The organism is Actinacidiphila cocklensis (assembly GCF_907177275.1).
Lineage (GTDB): Bacteria > Actinomycetota > Actinomycetes > Streptomycetales > Streptomycetaceae > Actinacidiphila > Actinacidiphila cocklensis.
In genome coordinates, this window is record NZ_CAJSLV010000103.1 from 144,266 (window position 1) to 163,826 (window position 19,561).

General features: G+C 70.0%; 16 protein-coding genes, 1 tRNA gene and 3 pseudogenes. 10 read left to right on the plus strand and 10 right to left on the minus strand.

What is annotated here, in order from left to right; translation table 11 throughout:
- The first annotated feature begins 38 nt into the window (after positions 1-38).
- Positions 39-605: a TetR/AcrR family transcriptional regulator gene (locus NFU81_RS35825; RefSeq protein ID WP_251499837.1), complete on the plus strand. Its 567-nt coding sequence runs from the start codon at positions 39-41 to the stop codon at positions 603-605.
- A 50-nt stretch (positions 606-655) separates the two neighbouring features.
- Here the strand turns inward: NFU81_RS35825 and NFU81_RS35830 are convergent, their stop codons facing one another.
- From NFU81_RS35830 to NFU81_RS35845, 4 genes are all read right to left on the minus strand, one after another.
- Positions 656-1,345: a hypothetical protein gene (locus NFU81_RS35830; RefSeq protein ID WP_251499840.1), complete on the minus strand. Its 690-nt coding sequence runs from the start codon at positions 1,343-1,345 to the stop codon at positions 656-658.
- Positions 1,345-2,244, minus strand: coding sequence for an SRPBCC family protein (locus NFU81_RS35835; RefSeq protein WP_251499842.1), 900 nt, complete (start codon positions 2,242-2,244; stop codon positions 1,345-1,347). Before NFU81_RS35835 ends, NFU81_RS35830 begins: the two co-directional genes overlap by 1 nt.
- A gap of 6 nt (positions 2,245-2,250) precedes the next feature.
- Complete coding sequence (locus NFU81_RS35840) at positions 2,251-2,817, minus strand: hypothetical protein (protein ID WP_251499844.1); 567 nt, start codon at positions 2,815-2,817, stop codon at positions 2,251-2,253.
- 218 nt (positions 2,818-3,035) lie between these two features.
- Entirely contained in the window at positions 3,036-4,412 is a 1,377-nt protein-coding gene (locus NFU81_RS35845) for an FAD-dependent oxidoreductase (protein WP_251499846.1), read from the minus strand.
- A gap of 172 nt (positions 4,413-4,584) precedes the next feature.
- Here NFU81_RS35845 and NFU81_RS35850 point away from each other — a divergent pair, with 172 nt between their 5' ends.
- The 7 genes and pseudogenes from NFU81_RS35850 to NFU81_RS35880 all read left to right on the plus strand — a co-directional run bounded on the left by NFU81_RS35850 (position 4,585) and on the right by NFU81_RS35880 (position 10,409).
- Positions 4,585-5,508, plus strand: a complete 924-nt coding sequence (locus NFU81_RS35850; protein ID WP_251499849.1) for a cupin domain-containing protein — start codon at positions 4,585-4,587, stop codon at positions 5,506-5,508.
- Positions 5,509-5,524: 16 nt separating this feature from the next.
- Positions 5,525-5,836, plus strand: a pseudogene (locus NFU81_RS35855) (winged helix-turn-helix transcriptional regulator); the annotation flags it as partial.
- Between the two features lie 187 nt (positions 5,837-6,023).
- Positions 6,024-6,227 (plus strand): cold-shock protein, encoded by a 204-nt coding sequence (locus NFU81_RS35860; RefSeq protein ID WP_033176054.1) that lies wholly within the window; start codon positions 6,024-6,026, stop codon positions 6,225-6,227.
- 252 nt (positions 6,228-6,479) lie between these two features.
- Positions 6,480-8,009, plus strand: a complete 1,530-nt coding sequence (locus tag NFU81_RS35865) for a DEAD/DEAH box helicase (protein WP_251499852.1) — start codon at positions 6,480-6,482, stop codon at positions 8,007-8,009.
- A gap of 68 nt (positions 8,010-8,077) precedes the next feature.
- On the plus strand, positions 8,078-8,383 hold the full coding sequence (locus tag NFU81_RS35870; protein ID WP_251499855.1) for an SCO5918 family protein: 306 nt from the start codon (positions 8,078-8,080) through the stop codon (positions 8,381-8,383).
- A gap of 362 nt (positions 8,384-8,745) precedes the next feature.
- Positions 8,746-8,949, plus strand: coding sequence for a cold-shock protein (locus NFU81_RS35875; protein ID WP_251499857.1), 204 nt, complete (start codon positions 8,746-8,748; stop codon positions 8,947-8,949).
- 1,112 nt (positions 8,950-10,061) lie between these two features.
- Positions 10,062-10,409: a helix-turn-helix domain-containing protein gene (locus NFU81_RS35880; protein WP_251499859.1), complete on the plus strand. Its 348-nt coding sequence runs from the start codon at positions 10,062-10,064 to the stop codon at positions 10,407-10,409.
- Positions 10,410-10,744: 335 nt separating this feature from the next.
- Here the strand turns inward: NFU81_RS35880 and NFU81_RS35885 are convergent, their stop codons facing one another.
- A complete protein-coding gene (locus NFU81_RS35885; protein ID WP_251499862.1) occupies positions 10,745-12,091 on the minus strand; it encodes a PP2C family protein-serine/threonine phosphatase in 1,347 nt (448 codons plus the stop codon).
- Between the two features lie 138 nt (positions 12,092-12,229).
- Positions 12,230-13,063: an enoyl-CoA hydratase/isomerase family protein gene (locus NFU81_RS35890; RefSeq protein WP_251499864.1), complete on the minus strand. Its 834-nt coding sequence runs from the start codon at positions 13,061-13,063 to the stop codon at positions 12,230-12,232.
- A 638-nt stretch (positions 13,064-13,701) separates the two neighbouring features.
- On the opposite strand from NFU81_RS35890, the pseudogene NFU81_RS41515 reads away from it, so the two are divergent.
- A pseudogene (locus NFU81_RS41515) lies at positions 13,702-14,198 on the plus strand (transposase); the annotation flags it as partial.
- Between the two features lie 98 nt (positions 14,199-14,296).
- On the opposite strand, the pseudogene NFU81_RS41520 reads toward NFU81_RS41515, so the two are convergent.
- The 4 genes and pseudogenes from NFU81_RS41520 to NFU81_RS35910 all read right to left on the minus strand — a co-directional run.
- Positions 14,297-14,506: pseudogene (locus tag NFU81_RS41520) on the minus strand (ankyrin repeat domain-containing protein); the annotation flags it as partial.
- Positions 14,445-14,684: a hypothetical protein gene (locus NFU81_RS35900; RefSeq protein ID WP_251499866.1), complete on the minus strand. Its 240-nt coding sequence runs from the start codon at positions 14,682-14,684 to the stop codon at positions 14,445-14,447. The gene NFU81_RS35900 and the pseudogene NFU81_RS41520, both read right to left, overlap by 62 nt.
- 588 nt (positions 14,685-15,272) lie before the next feature.
- Positions 15,273-15,839, minus strand: coding sequence for a Uma2 family endonuclease (locus tag NFU81_RS35905; protein ID WP_251499870.1), 567 nt, complete (start codon positions 15,837-15,839; stop codon positions 15,273-15,275).
- 453 nt (positions 15,840-16,292) lie between these two features.
- Positions 16,293-16,365 (minus strand) — tRNA-OTHER (locus NFU81_RS35910).
- A 392-nt stretch (positions 16,366-16,757) separates the two neighbouring features.
- On the opposite strand from NFU81_RS35910, the gene NFU81_RS35915 reads away from it, so the two are divergent.
- Positions 16,758-19,523, plus strand: coding sequence for a helix-turn-helix transcriptional regulator (locus NFU81_RS35915; protein WP_251499873.1), 2,766 nt, complete (start codon positions 16,758-16,760; stop codon positions 19,521-19,523).
- The last annotated feature ends 38 nt before the right edge of the window (positions 19,524-19,561 follow it).

Genomic DNA, 19,561 nt, shown 5'->3' on the forward strand with positions numbered 1-19,561 from the left:
AATACGGGGAGACTCCCCGGATGAACAAGGAGGGCGGCATGGCAGGCCGGCCGACCCGCCAGGACGCCCAGCGCAACCGGTCGCGGCTGCTCGACACCGCCGCCGAGGTCTTCCAGGCCGCCGGCGCCGACGCGCCCCTCGACCTGATCGCCGAGCGGGCCGGCGTCGCCAACGCGACGCTGTACCGGCACTTCCCGACCCGGCGCCTGCTGGTCAGCGCGGTCTACGCCCGGATCATCGACACCCTCTGCGCGGAGGCCGCCACCCGGGTCGAGGACGGCGGGGCCGGCGCCCTGTTCGACTGGTTCGGCGTCGTCGTGGCCCACATGCAGGCCAGCCGGGGCCTGCGCGAGACACTCGTCGCCGCCTACGCCCTGGCCCCCGAGGGATCGGCCGCCGAGGTCGAAGAATGGCACGAGCGCATCCGTGCGACCGCCCTCCCCCTCTTCACCCGCGCCCAGCAGGAGGGCCTGGTCGCCCCGGCCCTCCACTGGCCCGAAGTCCTGGCCCTGGTCACCGCGGTGGCCGGCGCGGCCGGCGACGACACCCGGGCGGCCCGCACCATGCTCGCCATCGTCACCGCCGGCCTGCGCGCCACGCCCTGAAGGTCACCGCCGGCCTGCGCGCCAACGCCCTGAAGAGCAGCGGACCGGGATCAGCGGTGCAGGTGGCGGCGGGCGGCGGCGGTGCGGCGGGAGGGGGCGGGCCTGCGGTGGCGGCGGGGGCGGGGGCGGCGGGCGTGCTCCGGCGCGCGTTCCTGCGGCGGCTCGGTGGGGGCGGACCTCGACGGCGCGTCGGCGTCCCCGGCGGCGCCCTCGACGGTGGAGGACGCCGTACCCGTCACTTCCTGCGCGGCGTCGCCCGCCGCCGAAGCCGCGTCGCCCGCCGCAGAACCGACGCCCCTGACGGCCTCGTCGGCGCCTTCGCCCACGTCCCTGACTGCTTCGCCCGCGCCTCGGCCGAGTTCGCCGGCCGCGCGCCCGGCACCCTGACCGAGCGATTCCGCGGCCTCGCCCACGGGCCGGGCGACCGACTCGAGGATCTGGGGGTTGCGGTCGATGGTGCGCAGGACGTTCTCGATGATCGCGACGACGTTGTCGAGGTTGACCTTCAGCAGGGCCTTGGCCTGCACCCCCTCGATGTCGAGATCGACCTTCCCCAGGACGGCGTCCACACCCACTTCGAGCGTGAGCAGGTCCTGCACCTCCGCGCGGAGCGCCACTCTGGCCCGGAGGTCCTCGACGTCCAGACCGATCCGGTCGACGTGGAGTTCCTCGACGTCGAGCAGCACGTCCGGCTCGCCGGCAGGCTTCCTCGCCTCCGGCGCGGTCTCCGGGTCAGCCATCAGCCCGCCCCCTCCTCGTCGTCCTCGTATTCCTCGTCGGCGTACTCCTCGTCCTCCGCTTCGTCTTCCTCCCGCGCCATGGCCTCCTCGTGGGTCTCCACGACCTCGCCCTCGCGGACCTCGCCGCGCCACCCCTCGACCTCCTCCTCGGAGAAGGTCACGTACCGCTGGAAGTTCTCGAAGTCCAGCCGTGCCCGGCGGCCCTGGGCACCCCAGAGGTTCTCGGCCTTCTCCACGATGCCGCTCGGCTGGTAGACGAGGACCATGAGGATCCTGGTGAGCGTCGGGGTGATCTCGTGGAAGCTGACGGCACCCTGCGTGGTGCCCGTCGACCCCTCGGACGTCCAGACGATGCGGTCGTCGGGAAGCTGCTCCTGAACGGTCGACTTCCAGGTCCGTGTCGACGGGCCGACCTTGACCGTCCACTCGCTGACGGCCTCGTCGCCGCGCCGGGCGTGCTGGGCGGCCTTGGCGAACCCGCTGAAGGTGTCGTACTCGGTCCAGTGGTCGTACGCGGTACGCAGCGGAACCCCGACGTCGATCATCTCGATGATGTTCGTGGCCTTGCCGTCGGCCGACTCGTCGCCGTCGTCGGAATCGCCGTCGCCGCCCGAGACGGCGTTCCTGACCTTCCCGACGACTCCGCTCGTGAGGTTCGCCCCCGTCTCCGCGGCGATGGCCGCGGCCGGCGACTCGCCGTGCAGGACCCGGCTGCCGACCTTCGGGACCGTACCGCTGTCCTCGTCCACGTCCAGCAGCCGGTCCGCCGCCTCACTGAGGCGATGCCCGGCCCTGCGGGCGGTACGCCTGGCGCGGGCGCCGACGTAGCGTCCCAGCTCGTGCCTGAGCTGCGTCAACGGCGGGGTCTGTGTCGTGTCGGAGTTCTGGTCGGTCGCCATGGACGGTCACCTCTCCCGCCGGGTACGCGAGCTGGTTGTCTTGTGGGCTCGGCCACTGGTGGACGACGCTCTCCTGGCCTGGCTCCTCTTCTTCGCCGCGGGGGTCCGCGGGGAGCGCGTGCCCTGCGAACGGGCGGTCGCGGACTTCCGCGCCCCGGCGGTCTTCTGGGCCGGCCGGGCCCGCCGCTTCGGCTCGGCGCGTTCCGGCTCTCCGGCCGGGGCCTCGTCGGCTCCGCCGTCCCCGGTGCCGTCCGCCTCGCCGCTCAGGGCCTCGGTGCGCTGACGCAGAGTCCCGGCCAGCGCCGTCACGCCACGGTTCGCCACGGAGGCGGCGGCCTTGCTCAGGCATCCGCGATTCGCCTCGTCGCCGGCGCGCTCCGCCTGGTCGCCGCCGCGCGCGGCGGGCACTCCCGGCACCTTGCGGACGGCGCCCGTCACGAGCCCGCCCGGCCGCAGGCCCCTGCCCGCCAGGAGCGCCGCGGCGGTGAGGGCCATCTGCCCCCTCCGGGTCCGGCCGAGGAAATATCCCCCCGCGACGGCCGCGGCCATGCCGAGGTTCTTCGGTTCGCCCATCACGCTTCGCCTTCTCACCGTCGGTTGCGCGTGTTCCGTGCAGGGGTCAGGACCGGAGCGCACGTCCGAAGCGGCGGCCTCCCGTCGTCGGCGGCTTTCACGCAGCCGCGACCTGAGGCAACCAACCCGACGAGCCACCCCACCCCTGCCCAGTCTCGTCCACTTCTCCGAAACCGCATCTGGGCCCGCCCGCCGGGGCGGGGCGGGGCGGGGCGGGGTCAGCGGACGACGGTCGCCAGGACCTCGTTGAAGGCCTCCGTGGAACTGGGATGCGTCCAGATGGAGTCGCGCAGAGTGCTCGCGGTCGTACCGCTGCGCATCGCCAGCGCCACGGTGTTCACCAGCTCCTGCGCGTCCACGCTCAGGAGCGCGGCGCCGAGGATCGCGTCGGTCTCGGCGTCGATCACGAACTTCATCAGTCCCCTGGTGTCACCGACGATGCTCGCGCGGGGCATCGCCATGATGTCCGCGATCGCCTTGGCCGCCACCCGCACGGACCGGCCGGCGGCGCGCGCCTCGGTCTCCGTCAGGCCCACCCGGGCCAGCGGCGGCGTCGTGAACAGCGTGTACGGCACGGCCACCCGGTCGGCGGTGGAACGCCGGCCCTCGCCCAGCAGCTGGTCCGCGGCGATCCGGTGGTCGTCGAGGGAGACGTAGGTGAACTGGGGTCCGCCGTTGACGTCGCCGAGGGCGAAGATGTGCGGGCGGCTGGTGCGCAGGTGCTCGTCCACCTCGACGGCGCCGCGTGCGGTGGTACGAACGCCCGCCGCCTCCAGCCGCAGCCCGTCCGTGCGGGGCGCCCGCCCGGTGGCGGCGAGGACCGCGTCCGCGGTGACGGTGGCCGCGGCCCCGTCCTGCTCGTAGTGGACGACGGCCGCGCCGTCCCGGTCCTCGACCCTGGTGACGTGCGCCGAGGTGACGAAGGTGATGCCCTCGTCCTGGAGGATGTCCCGCATCGCACGGGCGACGTCGTCGTCCTCCCGCGGCAGGATGCGCGCGGTGCTCTCCAGGACGGTGACCTCGGTCCCGTAGCGGCGGAGCATCGCCGCGAACTCCAGCCCCTGGTAGCCGGCGCCGAGGACGGTGAGCCGGCCCGGCATCTCGGGCGAGGCGATCAGCTCGGTGCCGGTGACCAGGTGCGCGCTGTCCCGCAGGCCGGGGACGTCCGGGATCACGTTCGTGGCGCCGGTGTTGATCACGATGGTGTCCGCGGTGATCTCCAGCCGGTCGTCGCCGGCGACGACCTCCACCCGGTGGTCGTCGAGAAAGGCGGCGGTACCGGTCACCACGGTCACGGAGTCGAGGGTGTCGAGCATCCGGAAGTTCTTGCCGCGCATCACGGCGGTCAGCGCCGCCGTCGACGCCACGGACTCGGCGTACCACTTGGCGGGGTCCGCGCCGTCCGGGCGCTCGGAGGCCCGGTGGATGAGCGCCTTGGTCGGTACGCAGCCGGTGTTGATGCAGGTCCCGCCGTACATCTGGGCGGACCGCTCCACCATCACGACGCGCTTCCCCGCGCGGCCCATGGTCGCCGCGAGCGTCTTGCCGCCCTTGCCGAAGCCGATCACCAGCAGATCCGCGTGCATTGTGTCCATACAGCCAGCGTCCACCCGACCGGACGACCCTGCAAGGCGAGGAAGAATCAATTACCGTCGAGATAGGCTCACGCTGCCTGAGGAAGAGCGCTCGCACCGGCTTCGGGCGGGGCCTCGTAAGGGGCTTCGGGCAAGGCCTTCGGAGGGGCTTCGGGCGGACGGAGGGAGACCCGTGGACGCGGTCAGCACGCTCATCCGCATGGCGCGCCTGGAGGCCGGCGTGGACGTGCGCTGCCTCCTGGCGGGCGGCCACGTCATGGACAACCCGCCCGGCCCGACGGGCCAGGTGCCCTTCCACGTCCTGCTGGCCGGCCGCTGCGTCGTGCAGGCCGGCGAGCGGATCGTCGACCTGGAAGCGGGCGACGTCCTCGTACTGCCACGGGCCGGGCGGCACCGCGTACGGGTACGGGTGGACACCGGCGCACCGCCGGTGCCCGCCACGCGGCACGAGGGCGCGTCGGTGGCCACCCTGCGCAGCTCGTCGGCTCCGGACGTGGACCTCTTCTGCGGGCACTTCACCTACCGGCCGGGCGCCGGGGAGTTGCTGTTCGCCGGGTTGCCCGACGTCCTCCACGCGTCGTTCGGCACCGGCGCCGGCTCGCCGCTGCGGCTGCTCGGTGAGCTGATGCGCAACGAGGCGGCGCTGGACGGGCCGGGAGCCGGGGCACTGCTGGCCTCCCTGTGCGAGGCGCTGCTGGCGCTCGTCCTGCGCGGCGACGGCCGCACTCCCCCAGCCGCCGCCACCCCCGCGTGGACGGCGGTGGCCGATCCCGGGCTGCGGGCCGTCATCGACGCCGTCGTCCACGAACCGCAGAAGCGGTGGACGCTCGCCGGGCTGGCCGAGGTCGCCGGCGTCTCACGGGCCACCCTGGTCCGGCGCTTCCCCGCGGCCACCGGCACGGGGGTCGCCGACTTCCTCACCAGGACCCGGATGACGGTGGCGGCGGACCTGCTGACCACCACGCAGCGCAGCCTGGAGGACATCGCCGCCAGCGTCGGCTACCGCTCGCCCTCCGCCTTCGGACGGGCCTTCAGGACCGTCACCGGTACGACGCCCGCCAGCTGGCGCCGGGCCGCAGCGCTGACGCGCGGCTGACGAGCGCCACCGGACGCTGCTGGAGCAGCGGCCCCACCAGACGCACCCGTCGCGCCACACATACGTGCTCACCGACCACGGAGGCTCCCTGCGCCCGGTGATCGTCGCCCTCGCGGCCTGTGGCAACCAGCACCTGGCACCGGGACCGGCCGCAGGCCCTGGCATGCGCGCCCGGCACGCCGAACCGGGGCGACACCTGACTCGGACCAGACCCCCCGGCCGGAACGCACGGGTGCGGAAATCTGATTCCGCAAGTGCAGAAATACCGACACGCCACCCGGAGTCTTCTTCGCCTTTGCCGGCAGGGAAATTATGGAACCGCGAGTGACCACCGCGGCGTGCTATGGTATCCATCAGTTGCAGTTGTGGTTCCCAGAAACTTCGAGTGCCCTTGCCGACATGACGGTGGGAGCACTTCTGTATTTCCGGCATTTTTCCGGACGGGGTAATCATCGCGGCGACGCGGATTCCGCACAGTGCAGATTCCGGGTACTGCCCCTGAAGGAGATCTTGATATGGCATCTGGCACCGTGAAGTGGTTCAACGCGGAAAAGGGTTTCGGCTTCATCGAGCAGGACGGTGGCGGCGCTGACGTCTTCGCCCACTACTCGAACATCGCCGCCTCCGGCTTCCGCGAGCTGCAGGAGGGCCAGAAGGTGAACTTCGACGTCACCCAGGGCCAGAAGGGCCCGCAGGCGGAGAACATCGTTCCCGCCTGACGCTGACGCTCAGAGCAGGCCGGGTCCCGCACCTTGGGGTGCGGGCCCCGGCCTGCTGCTTTCTCCGGAAGTCCCAGGCGGTATTCGGGTACGCCGTGAAAGCCAGCTGCCCGTCGGGCATTTTACCTCCGGGCTTTTCGATGGTTTCCCCGCTCCGCGCATTCACCAGCATCGGTTCGTCCTCGTGCTCCCACTCGCGGCCTGGCTCCGCCCGGGATTCCTCGACGTACCGAAATCGAGGAAAGGTTCTCCGTGAACCGCACTTTTCGCACGACTGATCGCTCTTCCCGCAACCGCTCCTCCGGCTCCGGCTCCGGCCGCAGCGGCTACCGCAGCCAGGCGCCGAGCCGCTCCGGCGGCCCGTCCCGCTCCGGCAGCTACGGAGGCCGCCGACCGGCTGCACAGCAGGGGGAATTCGCCCTGCCCGTCACCCTCACGCCCGCCCTGCCCCCGGCGGAGACCTTCGCCGAGCTGGACCTGCCGTCCGCACTGGTGAAGACGCTGGCCACACAGGGGATGGCCGTGCCGTTCCCGATCCAGGCCGCCACGCTCCCCAACTCCCTGGCAGGACGCGACGTGCTGGGCCGCGGCCGCACCGGCTCCGGCAAGACCCTGGCGTTCGGCCTGGCGCTGCTCGCCCGCACCGCCGGACAGCGCGCCGAGCCCGGACAGCCGCTGGCCCTGGTCCTGGTCCCGACGCGGGAACTGGCCCAGCAGGTCACCGACGCCCTCACCCCGTACGCCCGCGACCTGCGGCTGCGGCTGACCACCGTCGTCGGCGGCATGTCCATCGGCCGCCAGGTCAACGCGCTGCGCGGGGGTGCCGAGGTCGTCGTAGCGACTCCGGGACGGCTCAAGGACCTCATCGACCGCGGTACGTGCCGGCTGGACCGGGTCGCCATCACCGTGCTGGACGAAGCGGACCAGATGGCTGATATGGGATTCATGCCGCAGGTCACCGCCCTGCTGGACCAGGTGCGCCCAGGCGGTCAGCGGATGCTGTTCTCGGCCACTCTGGACCGCAACATCGATCTGCTCGTGCGCCGGTATCTGAATGACCCGGTCGTCCACTCCGTCGACCCCTCCATGGGCGCCGTCGCCACGATGGAGCACCACGTTCTGCACGTGCAGACCACGGACAAGCAGGCTCTGACCACCCAGATCGCGGCCCGCGACGGCCGGGTACTGATGTTCCTGGACACCAAGCACGCCGTGGACGCACTCACCGCGCACCTGCTCCGCACCGGCGTGCGGGCGGCGGCGCTGCACGGCGGCAAGTCGCAGCCGCAGCGCACCCGTACCCTCGCGCAGTTCAAGAGCGGTCACGTGACCGTGCTGGTGGCTACCAACGTGGCCGCCCGCGGTATCCACGTCGACGACCTCGACCTGGTCGTCAACGTCGACCCGCCCAGCGACCACAAGGACTACCTGCACCGCGGCGGACGGACCGCCCGGGCCGGTGAATCCGGCCGCGTGGTCACCCTGGTCCTGCCCAGCCAGCGGCGCGAGATGACCCGGCTGATGGCCACCGCCGGAATCACCCCGCAGAGCACACAGACCCACTCCGGGCAAGCTGAACTGACGCGCATCACCGGCGCCCGCACCCCCTCCGGCGTGCCGGTGACCATCACCGAACCGGTCGGGGAACGCACCAGGCGCAGCACGTCGTCGTCCTCGCGTAGCCGGCGCAACCGCCCCTCGCAGGCCGGGCGCTCCGGCCGGCCCACCCTGGCGTCGAAGGGAACCTCACCGCGCCGCTCCGCCCTCGGCACGGCAGCCTGAAGCCCAGCCGGACTGCACCCTTCCAGGCGTACCGGCTCCTGCCCTGTCCCCATCATCTGCGAGGTCCCATGCGCTGCATCATCGCCCGCTTCCCCTTCGACTTGACCAAGAGCGACGTGCAAGCATCGATGAAAGGCATCAAGCCCGAGCTCATTTCGGGTGAGTCCGTGATCATCAGCCGCCGCCAGTACCCCGTCAAGCAGGTCGGAGAAGTCGTCACCAGGCAGGATCGCCGCGATTTCAGCGCCGCCGAGATGACCCGCGCCCTCCTCAGCCTCGGCTTCACGTGCCGCGGCGCCGTTGGGCCGAAGGTTCCGCCCGCCGCCCTCAGCCCGCTCCGGACAGCACAATCGCTGCTGGGCGTCGAAGCGTAAGTCCAGAACCGATGGCCTCACCCAGCCGGCGGCCGGGGCGCACTTCGTGCCCCGGCCGGCCGCGTTGAGGGACGGCGATACGGCCGGCGGCCTCGACTGAGGCACTCGTGTCCGCCCAGCGGCGGGCCGTCTCGGCTACGCAGCGGCGTGGCCAGGCGGCTCTGCCGACAAACGAGCAGGCCGGGGGTGCTGCCGGCGACGTCGACCGGGCGTGCCCGGTTCAGAAAGCGGCCGGCCCCCCGATCCGTCCCGTCCCCCACGGTGCGCCCGACCCTCGCTCCGGCTGCATTGCCCAGTCCATGCCGCGGTGAATCCGCCGTCGAAATTTCTCACCGCACTTCAAGCGCGCAGGAAGGTGCAAAATGCCCACAGGCACAGTGAAGTGGTTCAATTCGGCCAGGGGTTTCGGTTTCATCGAGCAGCCGGGCGCCGGCCCGGACGTCTTTGCGCACTACTCGAACTTCGTCGACCCTGAGCTCTCCGGGCTGATCGAAGGCCGGAGTGTCACTTTCGAGGTCACGCAGACCCCGAAGGGGCTGTGCGCAGAGAACATCGTCTGCCGGTAGTCCGAGCAGCCGGAATCCTCGTCGCACGAAGACGCGTGAGTCGGTGCATCGCCGGCCCCGGACGAGTCGCCGTCCCGTCTCGGCCGGCCTGCGTGCCTGCCGTCCGGCGTACTCACACCACAGGCGCGGCCCGGACGCTTCATGATCCCACTGATGCAGTCCGGGCATCGACCGACTCGGCGAAGGACGCGGGTCCGTAGGCAACCCCGGCCACCACGATGAGGTCGGGATGGCCGACCAGGCCGACGGAGCTTCGCGGAAGGTCCGGTGGGCGCGCGCAGCGGCGACGCCGGTCAGCCGACCGCTGCGCATCGCCCGCCCGACGTCATCCCGTCCGGCAGGGCGCGATTACCTCACCGTCGAACACGCGGAAATCTATGTCGCCTGGAGTAGACATTGGGCGGCAGCATGGGTATGTTTCCTGTCGTAGTCGAGATCGAGCGGTGCCCGGCAGACACGAACTGCCGGGCAGCAGTACACGCAAGTGCAGGTCGGTACGGCTGTGGAGTTCCGAAGCCAGGTGACAGCAGGACGGTGACGGAGCTGACGCCGGACCGGGTGGCCCGCAGTGATCAGGGGCCGCCGCCGGCAGTACCGTAGGCGCAGTTTGCAGTACCAGCAGTGCAGTGATGGATGTTCCTCGGTGAAGGCGTCGGGCTGCGGGCGCGCGCACCGGGAGGTTCGGCAGTGGGGTTCCAAGCCAGAGCAGACGCAGGGTAGGCGACGGGGCTGGCTGTCGAAGAGCGGCGCTTACTCAGGCCGCTGCAGTTCGCATCACCGGTATCACCGGCACGAGAAGCAGTACCGCGTTGCCGGCAGTACGAAGTTCCCGTCTGGTAATCAGTTGTTCAAGAGGGAAGAACGGAGGAGCTGAGCGCCATCAGGATCGCCCGGGCGGAATCACCGAGCCCGGGTACCGCAGGACATCGATAGCGAGGTGGTCTCCGGTCACGCAACCGCGATCCCCGCACTCCCCTTTCCCCCCCGGATGGGCGTGCGGACACAGAAGGCCGGCCCAGCAATAGACCGGCAGATGGTGTTGCATTTCCTTCGGGGCCCTGGTGCAGTACTGCACCAGGGCCCCTCCAGCGCGTGTTCCACAGAGAGGTGAGATGACAGCAGACGATTCGTTCGGCCGTCTCGATGACGACGACTACCCCGCCTACACCATGGGCCGGGCCGCCGAGATACTCGGCACGACCCAGGGCTTCCTTCGCGCCGTCGGCGAGGCCCGCCTCATCACCCCACTCCGCTCCGAGGGCGGCCACCGCCGCTACTCCCGCTACCAGCTGCGCATCGCCGCCCGCGCGCGGGAACTCGTCGACCGCGGCACCTCCATCGAGGCCGCCTGCCGCATCGTCATCCTTGAAGACCAGCTTGAGGAAGCCCAGCGCATCAACGCCGAATACCGCCGCGCCGCCGAATCGGCGAATTCAGCGAACGAGTCCGGCGACGGCTGAGATCTGCCGCTCTCCCAGTGGCGCAGCCCCCGGTAAGACGACCTCCACGACCAGCAGCACGCGCGCTCGGGACGCGTGGGCATGATGTCCGTCGTGTCGGCGCGGTACACAACCACATCTGCGGTGCTCGGACGTGCCGCCTGGTGACGTTCTGCCTGGTCAGAGCGCGTATGACAGGTTGGCCTGTGTCGTCTCGTAGACGACATCCAAAGGCGTCCGGCCGTCGGATGGCCGCGGGAGACTCCGAGTGCCTCTCATCTCGGGGCTGTCGTCCCTCTACAGGAGGCGCCCATGCCCGGTAGAGAAGAACCGGCGAACCTGTACAGGTCAGAGCCTCATTTCGTGCTCAGGCCGGGGCGCCGTCGGGCCACGAGGGCGGCGATGTCGTCGTTGAGCTCGCCGCCGCTGTAGTCGACCAGGTCGCGGTGGAGATGCTCGAGGAGGTGGTGGGGCGCCTCGCCGCTCCACGAGCGGATGCGCTCGGCGAGGGGGTAGAAGGCGCCGGAGGGGTCGCGAGTCTCAGTGACCCCGTCGGTGTACAGCATGAGCTGGTCTCCCGGGTGGAAGGGGGCGAGGTCGACGTGGTACTCGTCGCTCACCAACATGCCCAGGTTGAACGGCGGCGAGGGGGCAGCGGCCTGCAGCTCCCGGACCTCGCCGCGGTGCATCAGCAGCGGGGGCGGGTGGCCGCAGGTGACGGTCCGGACGACCGGTTCGTCGTCCGGGATCTCGGCGAGGAGAGCGGTGATGAAACGTTCAGCGATCTCCGAGCCCGGGACCCCGGGGTACTGGGAGGCGTGGCGGCGCACGCTCGTCTCCAGGCGGCTGGCGAGGTCGGGCAGGTCAGGAGCGTCGTGGGCGGCCTCGCGGAAGGCGCTGAGCAGCGCCGCGGCGGTCTGGACCGCGAGCAGGCCCTTGCCGCGTACGTCGCCGATGAGCAGCCGTACGCCGTGGGGGGTACGGATTGCCTCGTACAGGTCGCCGCCGATCCGGGCTTCCGCCGCGGCGGCCAGGTACAGGCTTTCGAGCGTGACGTGCCCGAGGTGGCGTGGGATCGGATGCAGCACCGCCAGCTGGGCGGTCTCGGCCACTGAGCGGACCTGAACCAGCTGATGGGCGCGTCGGTCGAGCAGACGGTTGAGGAAGACGGCGAATGCCGCAATCGCCGCGAGCGTGGCCAGCTCAGAGTAGGCGGTCCCATCCCGCAGCGCGTTGAAGCGCATTATCAGGCCGAAGAAAATGGCGCACGCGCCCACTCCAGTGAGCACGGTCCCCTTCAGGTGCAGCAGCGCGGCGGCAGAAACCACGGCAGTGGCGAGGAAGGCGATCGGCCTGACACTGCTGGGTGTGAAGAGGCCGACCAACAGGCCGACGAACAGCAGCAGCGCAGGCAGCATGGACAGCAGCAACCTGTCTCGCGCAGCAGCGCTGTGTGCGTCTCTGCGTTCCTCAGGAGATTTCGCCACCGCGCCGCTCCCCGAGGTCGTAACGGCCCTGGTTCGAAAGCCAGGCCCCGGTGGGTGTTCCCGCACGTCGAATGCGCCTTCCCCGGGGTGCGACGCGTAGTCGACCCCGGCGCAGACCACCTGGCCCGGTGTGAACGCGGCTGGGGCGATATTCACCGCCGCCCGCGCGACATCCGCCGTGCGTCCGGCCGCCCAGTGGTTCAGCTCGCCGAGCACCCCGGCGCGCAGTACGTCGCCGACGCGGGTCGGGGCCGAGTCGAAGCCGGTGGCGTCGATGGCGTGCCCGTCGACCGGGCCCCGTTTCGGTGAATACGCCGAATCCTCTCTGACCGTTGCTGCTCCAATTCAACAGTTTCACTGTGGGGTTCCTTCCGGCTGGCGTCCGAGGTGGTAGCCCAGGCGCATTTCGTAGTCGCCCGGCTGATTGCGTCCTGCGGCGAGCGCGGCCGGAAGCCTGCGTTTGGACCCTGGCCAGCCGAATGAGTCAAAGTAGAGGTCGGAGGACGACTGCAGATCCTCCGCGGAAGGCAGCGTGTACCGGTTCACCTGCTTTTTGACTGCGGCGATCGACTCCTTGTCAAAGGAGGCGACCCGGCGGGCGAGCGCGTCGACGAACGCGTCGAGTTCGCCGTCGGGGAGCGTGCGGTTGACCCATCCGTACCGCTCGGCCAGCTCACTCGTGTAGTCGTCGCTGGACAGGACCACCTCCAGTGCGCGTGCCCGGCCGAGCAAGAGGGGCAGATGCTCAAGGCCGCCGCCGCCAGGCAGGTTGCCGTTGGCCACTTCAGGCTGGCAGAACAGCGCCCCCTCACTGGCGAAGCGCATGTCCATCGCCTGGATCAGCTCGCTACCCAGACCCCGGACTCGTCCGCGGATCTTCGCGATGGAGACGACGGGCAGGCGTGACAGGCGCGTGGTGGCGTCGATCAGCAGCGGGTATCCGCTTGCGCCAAGTTCCTTGGGGGTCTCGGCGACCCGGGAGGTGTCGTAGTGGTTCAGGAAGTAGTCGGGGTTCGCCGACTCGAACACGGTCACGAGTACCTCCGAAGCAGCCTCCATCTGATCGACCAGCCTCGGAAGCTCCGTGAGCATCTCCGGGGACACCAGGTTGATCGGTGGACTGTCAAACGTGATCCTCCACAGACGTTTGGTCTCGGCGGTCACGGAGAAATGAGTCCATTGCTCCACGGATTCGTCTCCTCGGTCTGAACGTACCTCGCCTGACAAAGCAGGTCGCACGACGGAGGCGAGGTGTATAGGAGGCCCGCCGGTACCGGGCCGGAGTCACGCGGTCCGCTCGGCGGTCACCGCTTCTCGCAGTTCACCAATCCGCGGACCGGGCCAGCCGGCATTACTGGGTGCGAGTGATCAAGCCATCGGCGATCGGCTTCCGGTGCCGCGGTGTGCTTGGCACCCGTGGGCGAGGGTGTGGAGTACGGGCAGGGCGTCATGCCTGCCGTCCGTCAGGCGGTCCCGGACCCACGGGCGCACTATGACTCCGTAAGGGATGCGCATCACCAAACCGGCCTCGGCCAGGCGCCCGAGGCGGGCCGCGAGCACGTTCGTCGGCACCCCGACCGCGACCCGGTCCGACAAACGCTCACCAGAGGACTTCACCTAACCCGCTCTCGGCACACCATCGACAACGACCGAATTACACCTAAGTTACCGGTAGTGACCCTTGACCCGGGGTTGCGTCCTGGGAAGTGGTGTAACGGGTGGGGACCTGATCCGGGGTTTGTCCCGGCGTCCGGGTCGGTGCCCGCATAGAGAGACGGCCGCCGGCTGACCTTCGAAATGCCGATAGCTCGAAGGAGATCAGCACGATGACCGCAAGCAACAGTCTGCCCCTGCACGCCCTGACCGAGGACAATCTCGCTTCGGCGGGTCCCGGCCTGCTGCGCGCGATGGTCAAGACGTTCGCCGACGCGGCGATGTCGGCGGAGGCCGACGCGATGTGCAATGCCGATTGCGGGCAGGTCAGCGACGAGCGCGTCACCAGCGCAACGGATTTCCGCCCGCGCGAGTGGGGCACCCGGGCCGACCGTCGAACTCGCGACCCCCAAGCTGCGGCAGCGAAGCTAGTCCCCGGCCTGGCTGCTGGAACGCCGCCGGGCCGAGCAGGCCCTCATCTTCGTGGTCGCCACCGCCTGCCCCACGGCGTCAGCACCCACGAGTGGAGAAACCCGCGCAGTCCCTCGGCGTCGCCCAGCCGTCGAAGTCCCAGGTCAGCGCGATGGCCAAGCACCTGGACGAGCAAGTCGCCGCGCTCCGCAACCGGCCCCAGGGCGCCAGCCCGTATGCGTTTGTCCGGGCCGACGCCGGCTGGCCGGCGTTCCTGCGCTCGCTTCGTCGCGCCCTCGCCCTACGAAAAGAAGACCGCCCCCCACAGCGGCGTATTGCCGTGACGGTCCGGACGTCAACCGCCGCACCCGCAGCCAGGAGAACCTCAACAGCCAATGGAGCCTGGGCCTGAGCCGCGAAATGCAACGGCCTCCAGCCCGCGTCGTCGACTGCCTCCACGGCGGCGCCTCCGGCCAAGAGCACCTGCAGGCCATTCACGTGCCCATCAGCAGCCGCATAGTGCACCGTCGTCCGCCGCAACCGATCCCGACCCGTCATGCCGACCATCCTCAACCGGCTTGACCAAACGGATAGTGCCCCCGCCGGCCGCCGACCGCGCGATCAGGTCGTGGCTGCTCATACCGAACCGGACCCGCCTCACCCGCAGATCGGCCGCCTCAGCCGGGGTCTTGGCGACCAGCACCTCCCGGTGGCCCTCCACCGTGGCCGTCATCCGCAGGTCCACGCCCCGGCAGCACATCCGCGTACACCGCGCCTGCGCCCAGCAGACGGCTGGCACATCCCTGCAGATCCGCAAGCCCGATCGACCGACGCTCACAGCACCGTGAAGGCGTCGGCTGCACGCTCCTTGCACGCATGGCCACCGGATGCCGCCGGGTAGAACCTTGGGAACTCAGACGAGAGGACCGAGATCGATAAGTTCGCAGGTCAGAGCCATCCACGACGAGAAGTAACCACGTCCGGTCAACCGGGGACCTACGCAATACGATGCGCAGACCAGGACCGCCCGATCAGCCCGAATTCCGAGGTCAAAGAAAACAAGAAACCCCAGGCCAGAGAGCTGACCTGGGGTTCCGGTGGAGCCCGCCTTCGGGATTCGAACCCGAGACCTACGCATTACGAGGGCCGGCGAGATCGTGACGGCAGGTGGCCGACGGTGCCACGAGTTCCTGTTTCGGCTGGTCAGACGCTCGCGGCCTTGATCATCGTGACGGCCGGTCCACGGCAGTGCCGTCCCGTCCGCGCACGCAGCGCTCGCGCAAGCCGAGATCTCCTCGCCGTCATGAAGGCGCCTCAGCGCGCCACGCCGACATCAGATCTGGCCGAGGTCGACCTCCATCGGGAAAGGAGCCGCGACCTTGACGACACCGGTGAAGACGTCCCCGTTCCGGTAAGCCCTGTTCGCAGGATCGAGAACATAGGTGTAGACCAAGGGGACCCCGGTCGCGGCCTGCTCGACCCGCCAGTAGAAGGCGATACCGGCCTTGGCGTACTGGTCGGTCTTCACGATCCGGTCGGTGGTCTCCGACCCCGGCGAGACGACCTCCACGACCAGCAGCACGTGCTCGGGACGGGTGGGCATGATGTCGATCGTGTCGGCGCGGTACACCACCACATCCGGACGACGATTGGTGAGCGGGATGTCCTGAAGCCGGACATCGAAGTCGGTGTCGGCATTCCAATCCGGCCCGCCGGCGGCCTCCAAGGCATTCGCCAAGATCCGGTCCAGCCGATTATGGCGCTTGGAGGCGCTGGGGCTCACGACGACCATCCCGTCCACGATCTCGATCCCCGCACACTGCTCCTCGGACCAGGAGTCGTACTGCTCCGCCGTGATCTGCTCGTGCATCCACGCAGGGGCTGCCGTCTCGGCAGTCATGACGCACCTCCCGAACACCACAGGAGCGGGCCAGAACCCGCCGAGTTCAGCCTACTGTCTCAGTCGCCCAGCACGCTCAGCGCCAGAATGGCCGGCGTCCGCACTTCCACGGCCACCGGCCGTGGCATGCCCCGCGCTGACTGTCGTGCCTACTGGCGCCACGACAGAATCCCGTCGTCGGCCTGCGGAACCACCGGCGGCGCGGTCCGGGCGCGCGAGCCGCGGAGCGTCCGACCGCACGGGTCGCGTGTCCTCAACGGCTTCCGCGACGGTATCGGCGAAAGCCGCTGGCGTCGGCCACCACCCGGACTACCCGCCGGCTTCATTGAAGAAATAGCCGACGCTACCCCTCCCGGGTCCAGGCCGGTCATCGAAGAAGCAGCAGCCGAGAGCGTCACCTGTCGCAGCGAAGGGCAAAAACCCCAGGTCAGAGGACTGAACTGGGGTTCACCGTGGAGCCGCCTTCGGGATTCGAACCCGAGACCTACGCATTAGGAGACCGTGAACGATCATGTTGCCGGGTGGCGCATGATGCCGCCTCGTGACGTTTTCGCTGATCAGAGCAAGTACAACAGGTTGGGCTGTGCCGACCCGTGGCACACCGTCCACATGCGTCTGTCCACCGGCCGTCCACCGGGGCCACGCCCGCCGCATGGTGACGTTCTGCTGCCTCGCCGGCACCACGGAGCGTCGTCCGGCCGCCCATGCCCATGCCGCGTCGGCACCGGACTTTCCCCGAACCCAGGGGCGTCCTCTCCCGCCGAGCTGCGCAAGGCGGGTGGCGGGTTGGGTCGGATCACCGTCATGTGACGCTCGATTACTGCATGACCGCGCGCCTAGCGTCTTCTCACGTCACGGTCTCGACGACAGGGGATTCCCATGGTGTGGCGCGGGCCTCGTTCCGGGACGGTGCGGCCGATGGTCGGCCGCTTCGCCGAACGCGAAGCGATCGGACAACTCCTCGACGCAGCACGGGAGGGACTCAGCGGGGTCCTGGTGCTCGCGGGCGAAGCAGGGATCGGCAAGACGCGGCTGCTGGAACACGCGGCGGCCCAAGCCGCCGGTGCCCGGCTGACGTGGCTGGTCGGCGTCGAAGCCGAGCAGCTCCTGGGTTACGGCGCGCTGCACCGGCTCCTGCGGCCGCACCTCAACCGCATCGACCGGCTTCCCGCCAGGCAACAGGACTCCTTGAACGCCGCGTTCGGCCTGGCCGACACCTCGTACTCGGACCGGTACCTCGTCGGTCTGGCGACGTTGGCGCTGCTGTCGGCCGCGGCGTCGGAGCTGCCGATACTGTGCCTGATCGACGACGTCCACTGGCTCGACCGGGAGTCGGCCGAGACGTTGGCCTTCGTCGCCCGGCGGCTCCACGCCGACTCGCTGGGCTTGATCTTCTCGACCAGGAACGACCTCGGCGACCAGGGACTGTTCGACGCCTTGCCTTCCCTGCGTGTCGGCGGACTGCCCGCCACCGACGCCCGGGAGCTGTTGTCCCTCGCCGTTGACGGGCACCTGGACACGGCGGTCGCGGACCGGATCGTGGCCGGTACCGGGGGCAATCCGCTGGCGCTCATCGAACTGGCGGCGCATCTCGGCGCCGAGCAGCTCGCCGGGGTCGCACCGATGCCCGACCCGCTGCCGGTGAGCAGGCTGCTGGAGGAGTACTTCCGGCAGTCGGTGGCCGCGCTGCCGTCGGACACCCGGATGCTGCTCCTTCTCATGGCCGCGGCGCCGACCGACGACATGGCGGTGGTCTGGCATGCGGCCGGCGTGCTGGGCCTGGCGGCCAAGTCCGCAGCCGCGGCCGTCGAGGCCGGGGTCCTGGACCACGGTGCCGGCCCCGGGTTCCGGCATCCGCTCATCCGATCCTCGGTCTACGCGGCGGCTTCCGGGCACGACCGGCGGCGGATCCATGCCGCCCTTGAGGCGGCCAGCGATCCGGCCCGTGTTCCCGACCGGCGAGCATGGCATCGTGCCCAGGCGACCCTCGGCCCCGACGACGCCGCGGCCGCGGACCTGGACACTGCTTCGAACTGCGCCCGGGCCAGGGGCGGATATTCCGCTCAGGCGTTGTTCCTGTCCAAGGCCGCAGAACTCACCATCGAGCCTGCCAAACGCGCCGAGCGCTACCTCGCCGCAGCCCAAGCCCATCTGACCTCCGGAGACCGCGCCGCGGTGCTCCCCTTGCTCGACCTCGCCGTACCCGCCCTCCAACAGCCCTCCGCCCGCGCCCGTGCGCTCCGGATCCGGGCCTCGGCAGAGCTCTTCAACGCCGGCAACAACGACCGCGTCCCCGCCATGATGCTCGACGCCGTGGCCGAACTCGCCGACGCGGATCCCCGCATGACCTGGGAACTGCTCTACGAGGCCGTGCACGCCGCTGTCGTCGCCCGGGACCCCATGCATCGCACGACTTTGGCGGACGTGGCCAAGGTCGCGGTCGCCACCCCGCACCGCCCGGACGCCCCGGCCTGGAGCCCCGACCAGCTGGTCAAAGGCCTGGCTCTCCGTACGGCCCACGGCTACGAGAGCAGCGTGGCGACGGTCCAGGAAGCCCTGGCGAAGCTGCGCGGCTCAGCCGAACTGCACGACATGGCCAGCCCGTTGAGCATCATCGTGGGCCTTGCAGCGGACGACGTGTGGGACATCGAGGCATGCGTCGAGATCGTCGGCCGCCTCGCGGCCGCGGACCGCAGCCAAGGTGCGCTGTACGGCCTCAGCCTGTCCCTGTCGGTCCTGGCGTACACCGAGATCTGGAACGGGCGGCTGACCGCGGCCGAGGCGCTCTTCGCCGAGGCTCAGGACTACGCCACGGCCATCGGACTGACGACTCAGGGAGATCTCAACAGGGCCTTGCTGTACGCGTGGATGGGCAGGGAAAGCGATGTGCACGCCGCGGTGGCGATGATGGACGTCGTCTCGACGACATGCGGACTGGGTATGCTGCGCCAGCTGGCACTTCACGCTCTCTGCATTCTCGACCTGGGTATGGGGCGCTATGACGAGGCGCTGCGCCACGCGCTGCCCACCTACGAGGAGGACGTGCCGTCGCAGGGCAATCTCGTGCTGCCGCTTCTCGTGGAAGCCGCCGTCCGCGCAGGCGACCGGCACACGGCCGCCCTCGCGCTGAAGCGGCTCGAAGATCGCGCGCAGCTTGCCGGGACGCCGTGGGCGCTGGGTCTCCTGGCCCGATGCCGTGCCCTGGTGGACGACACCGCCCTTGCGGAGAACTGGTATCGGGAGTCGATCGACCTTCTGGCAGCCGTCCCCCTCGCCGCAGAACACGCCCGGTCAAGCCTCTTGTTCGGCGAGTGGCTCCGTCGGCGCAAGCGCCGATCCGAGGCCAGGACCCATCTGCGGGCCGCGTACGAGTCCTTCAGCGCGTGGGGCGCGTCGCTGTTCGCCGAACGAGCCCGGATCGAGCTGCTCGCGACGGGGGAGACAGCGCGCAGACGCGTCCCGGAAACCAGATTCGATCTCACGTCGCAGGAACGGCAGGTGGCCCTGCTGGCCGCTTCGGGACTGACCAACGCAGAGATCGCCTCCCGGCTGTTCATCACGACCTCGACGGTCGAGTTCCACCTGAACAAGGTGTTCCGCAAACTCGGCATCACCTCGCGGAGGCAGATCGCCGCCGCACTCGGTCGGCCGGGATTCGACGACGGCCCCTCACCGCCCGACTGATCCGTCCAGCCCCTGGTGGACAGCGTGCGCTGCCGATC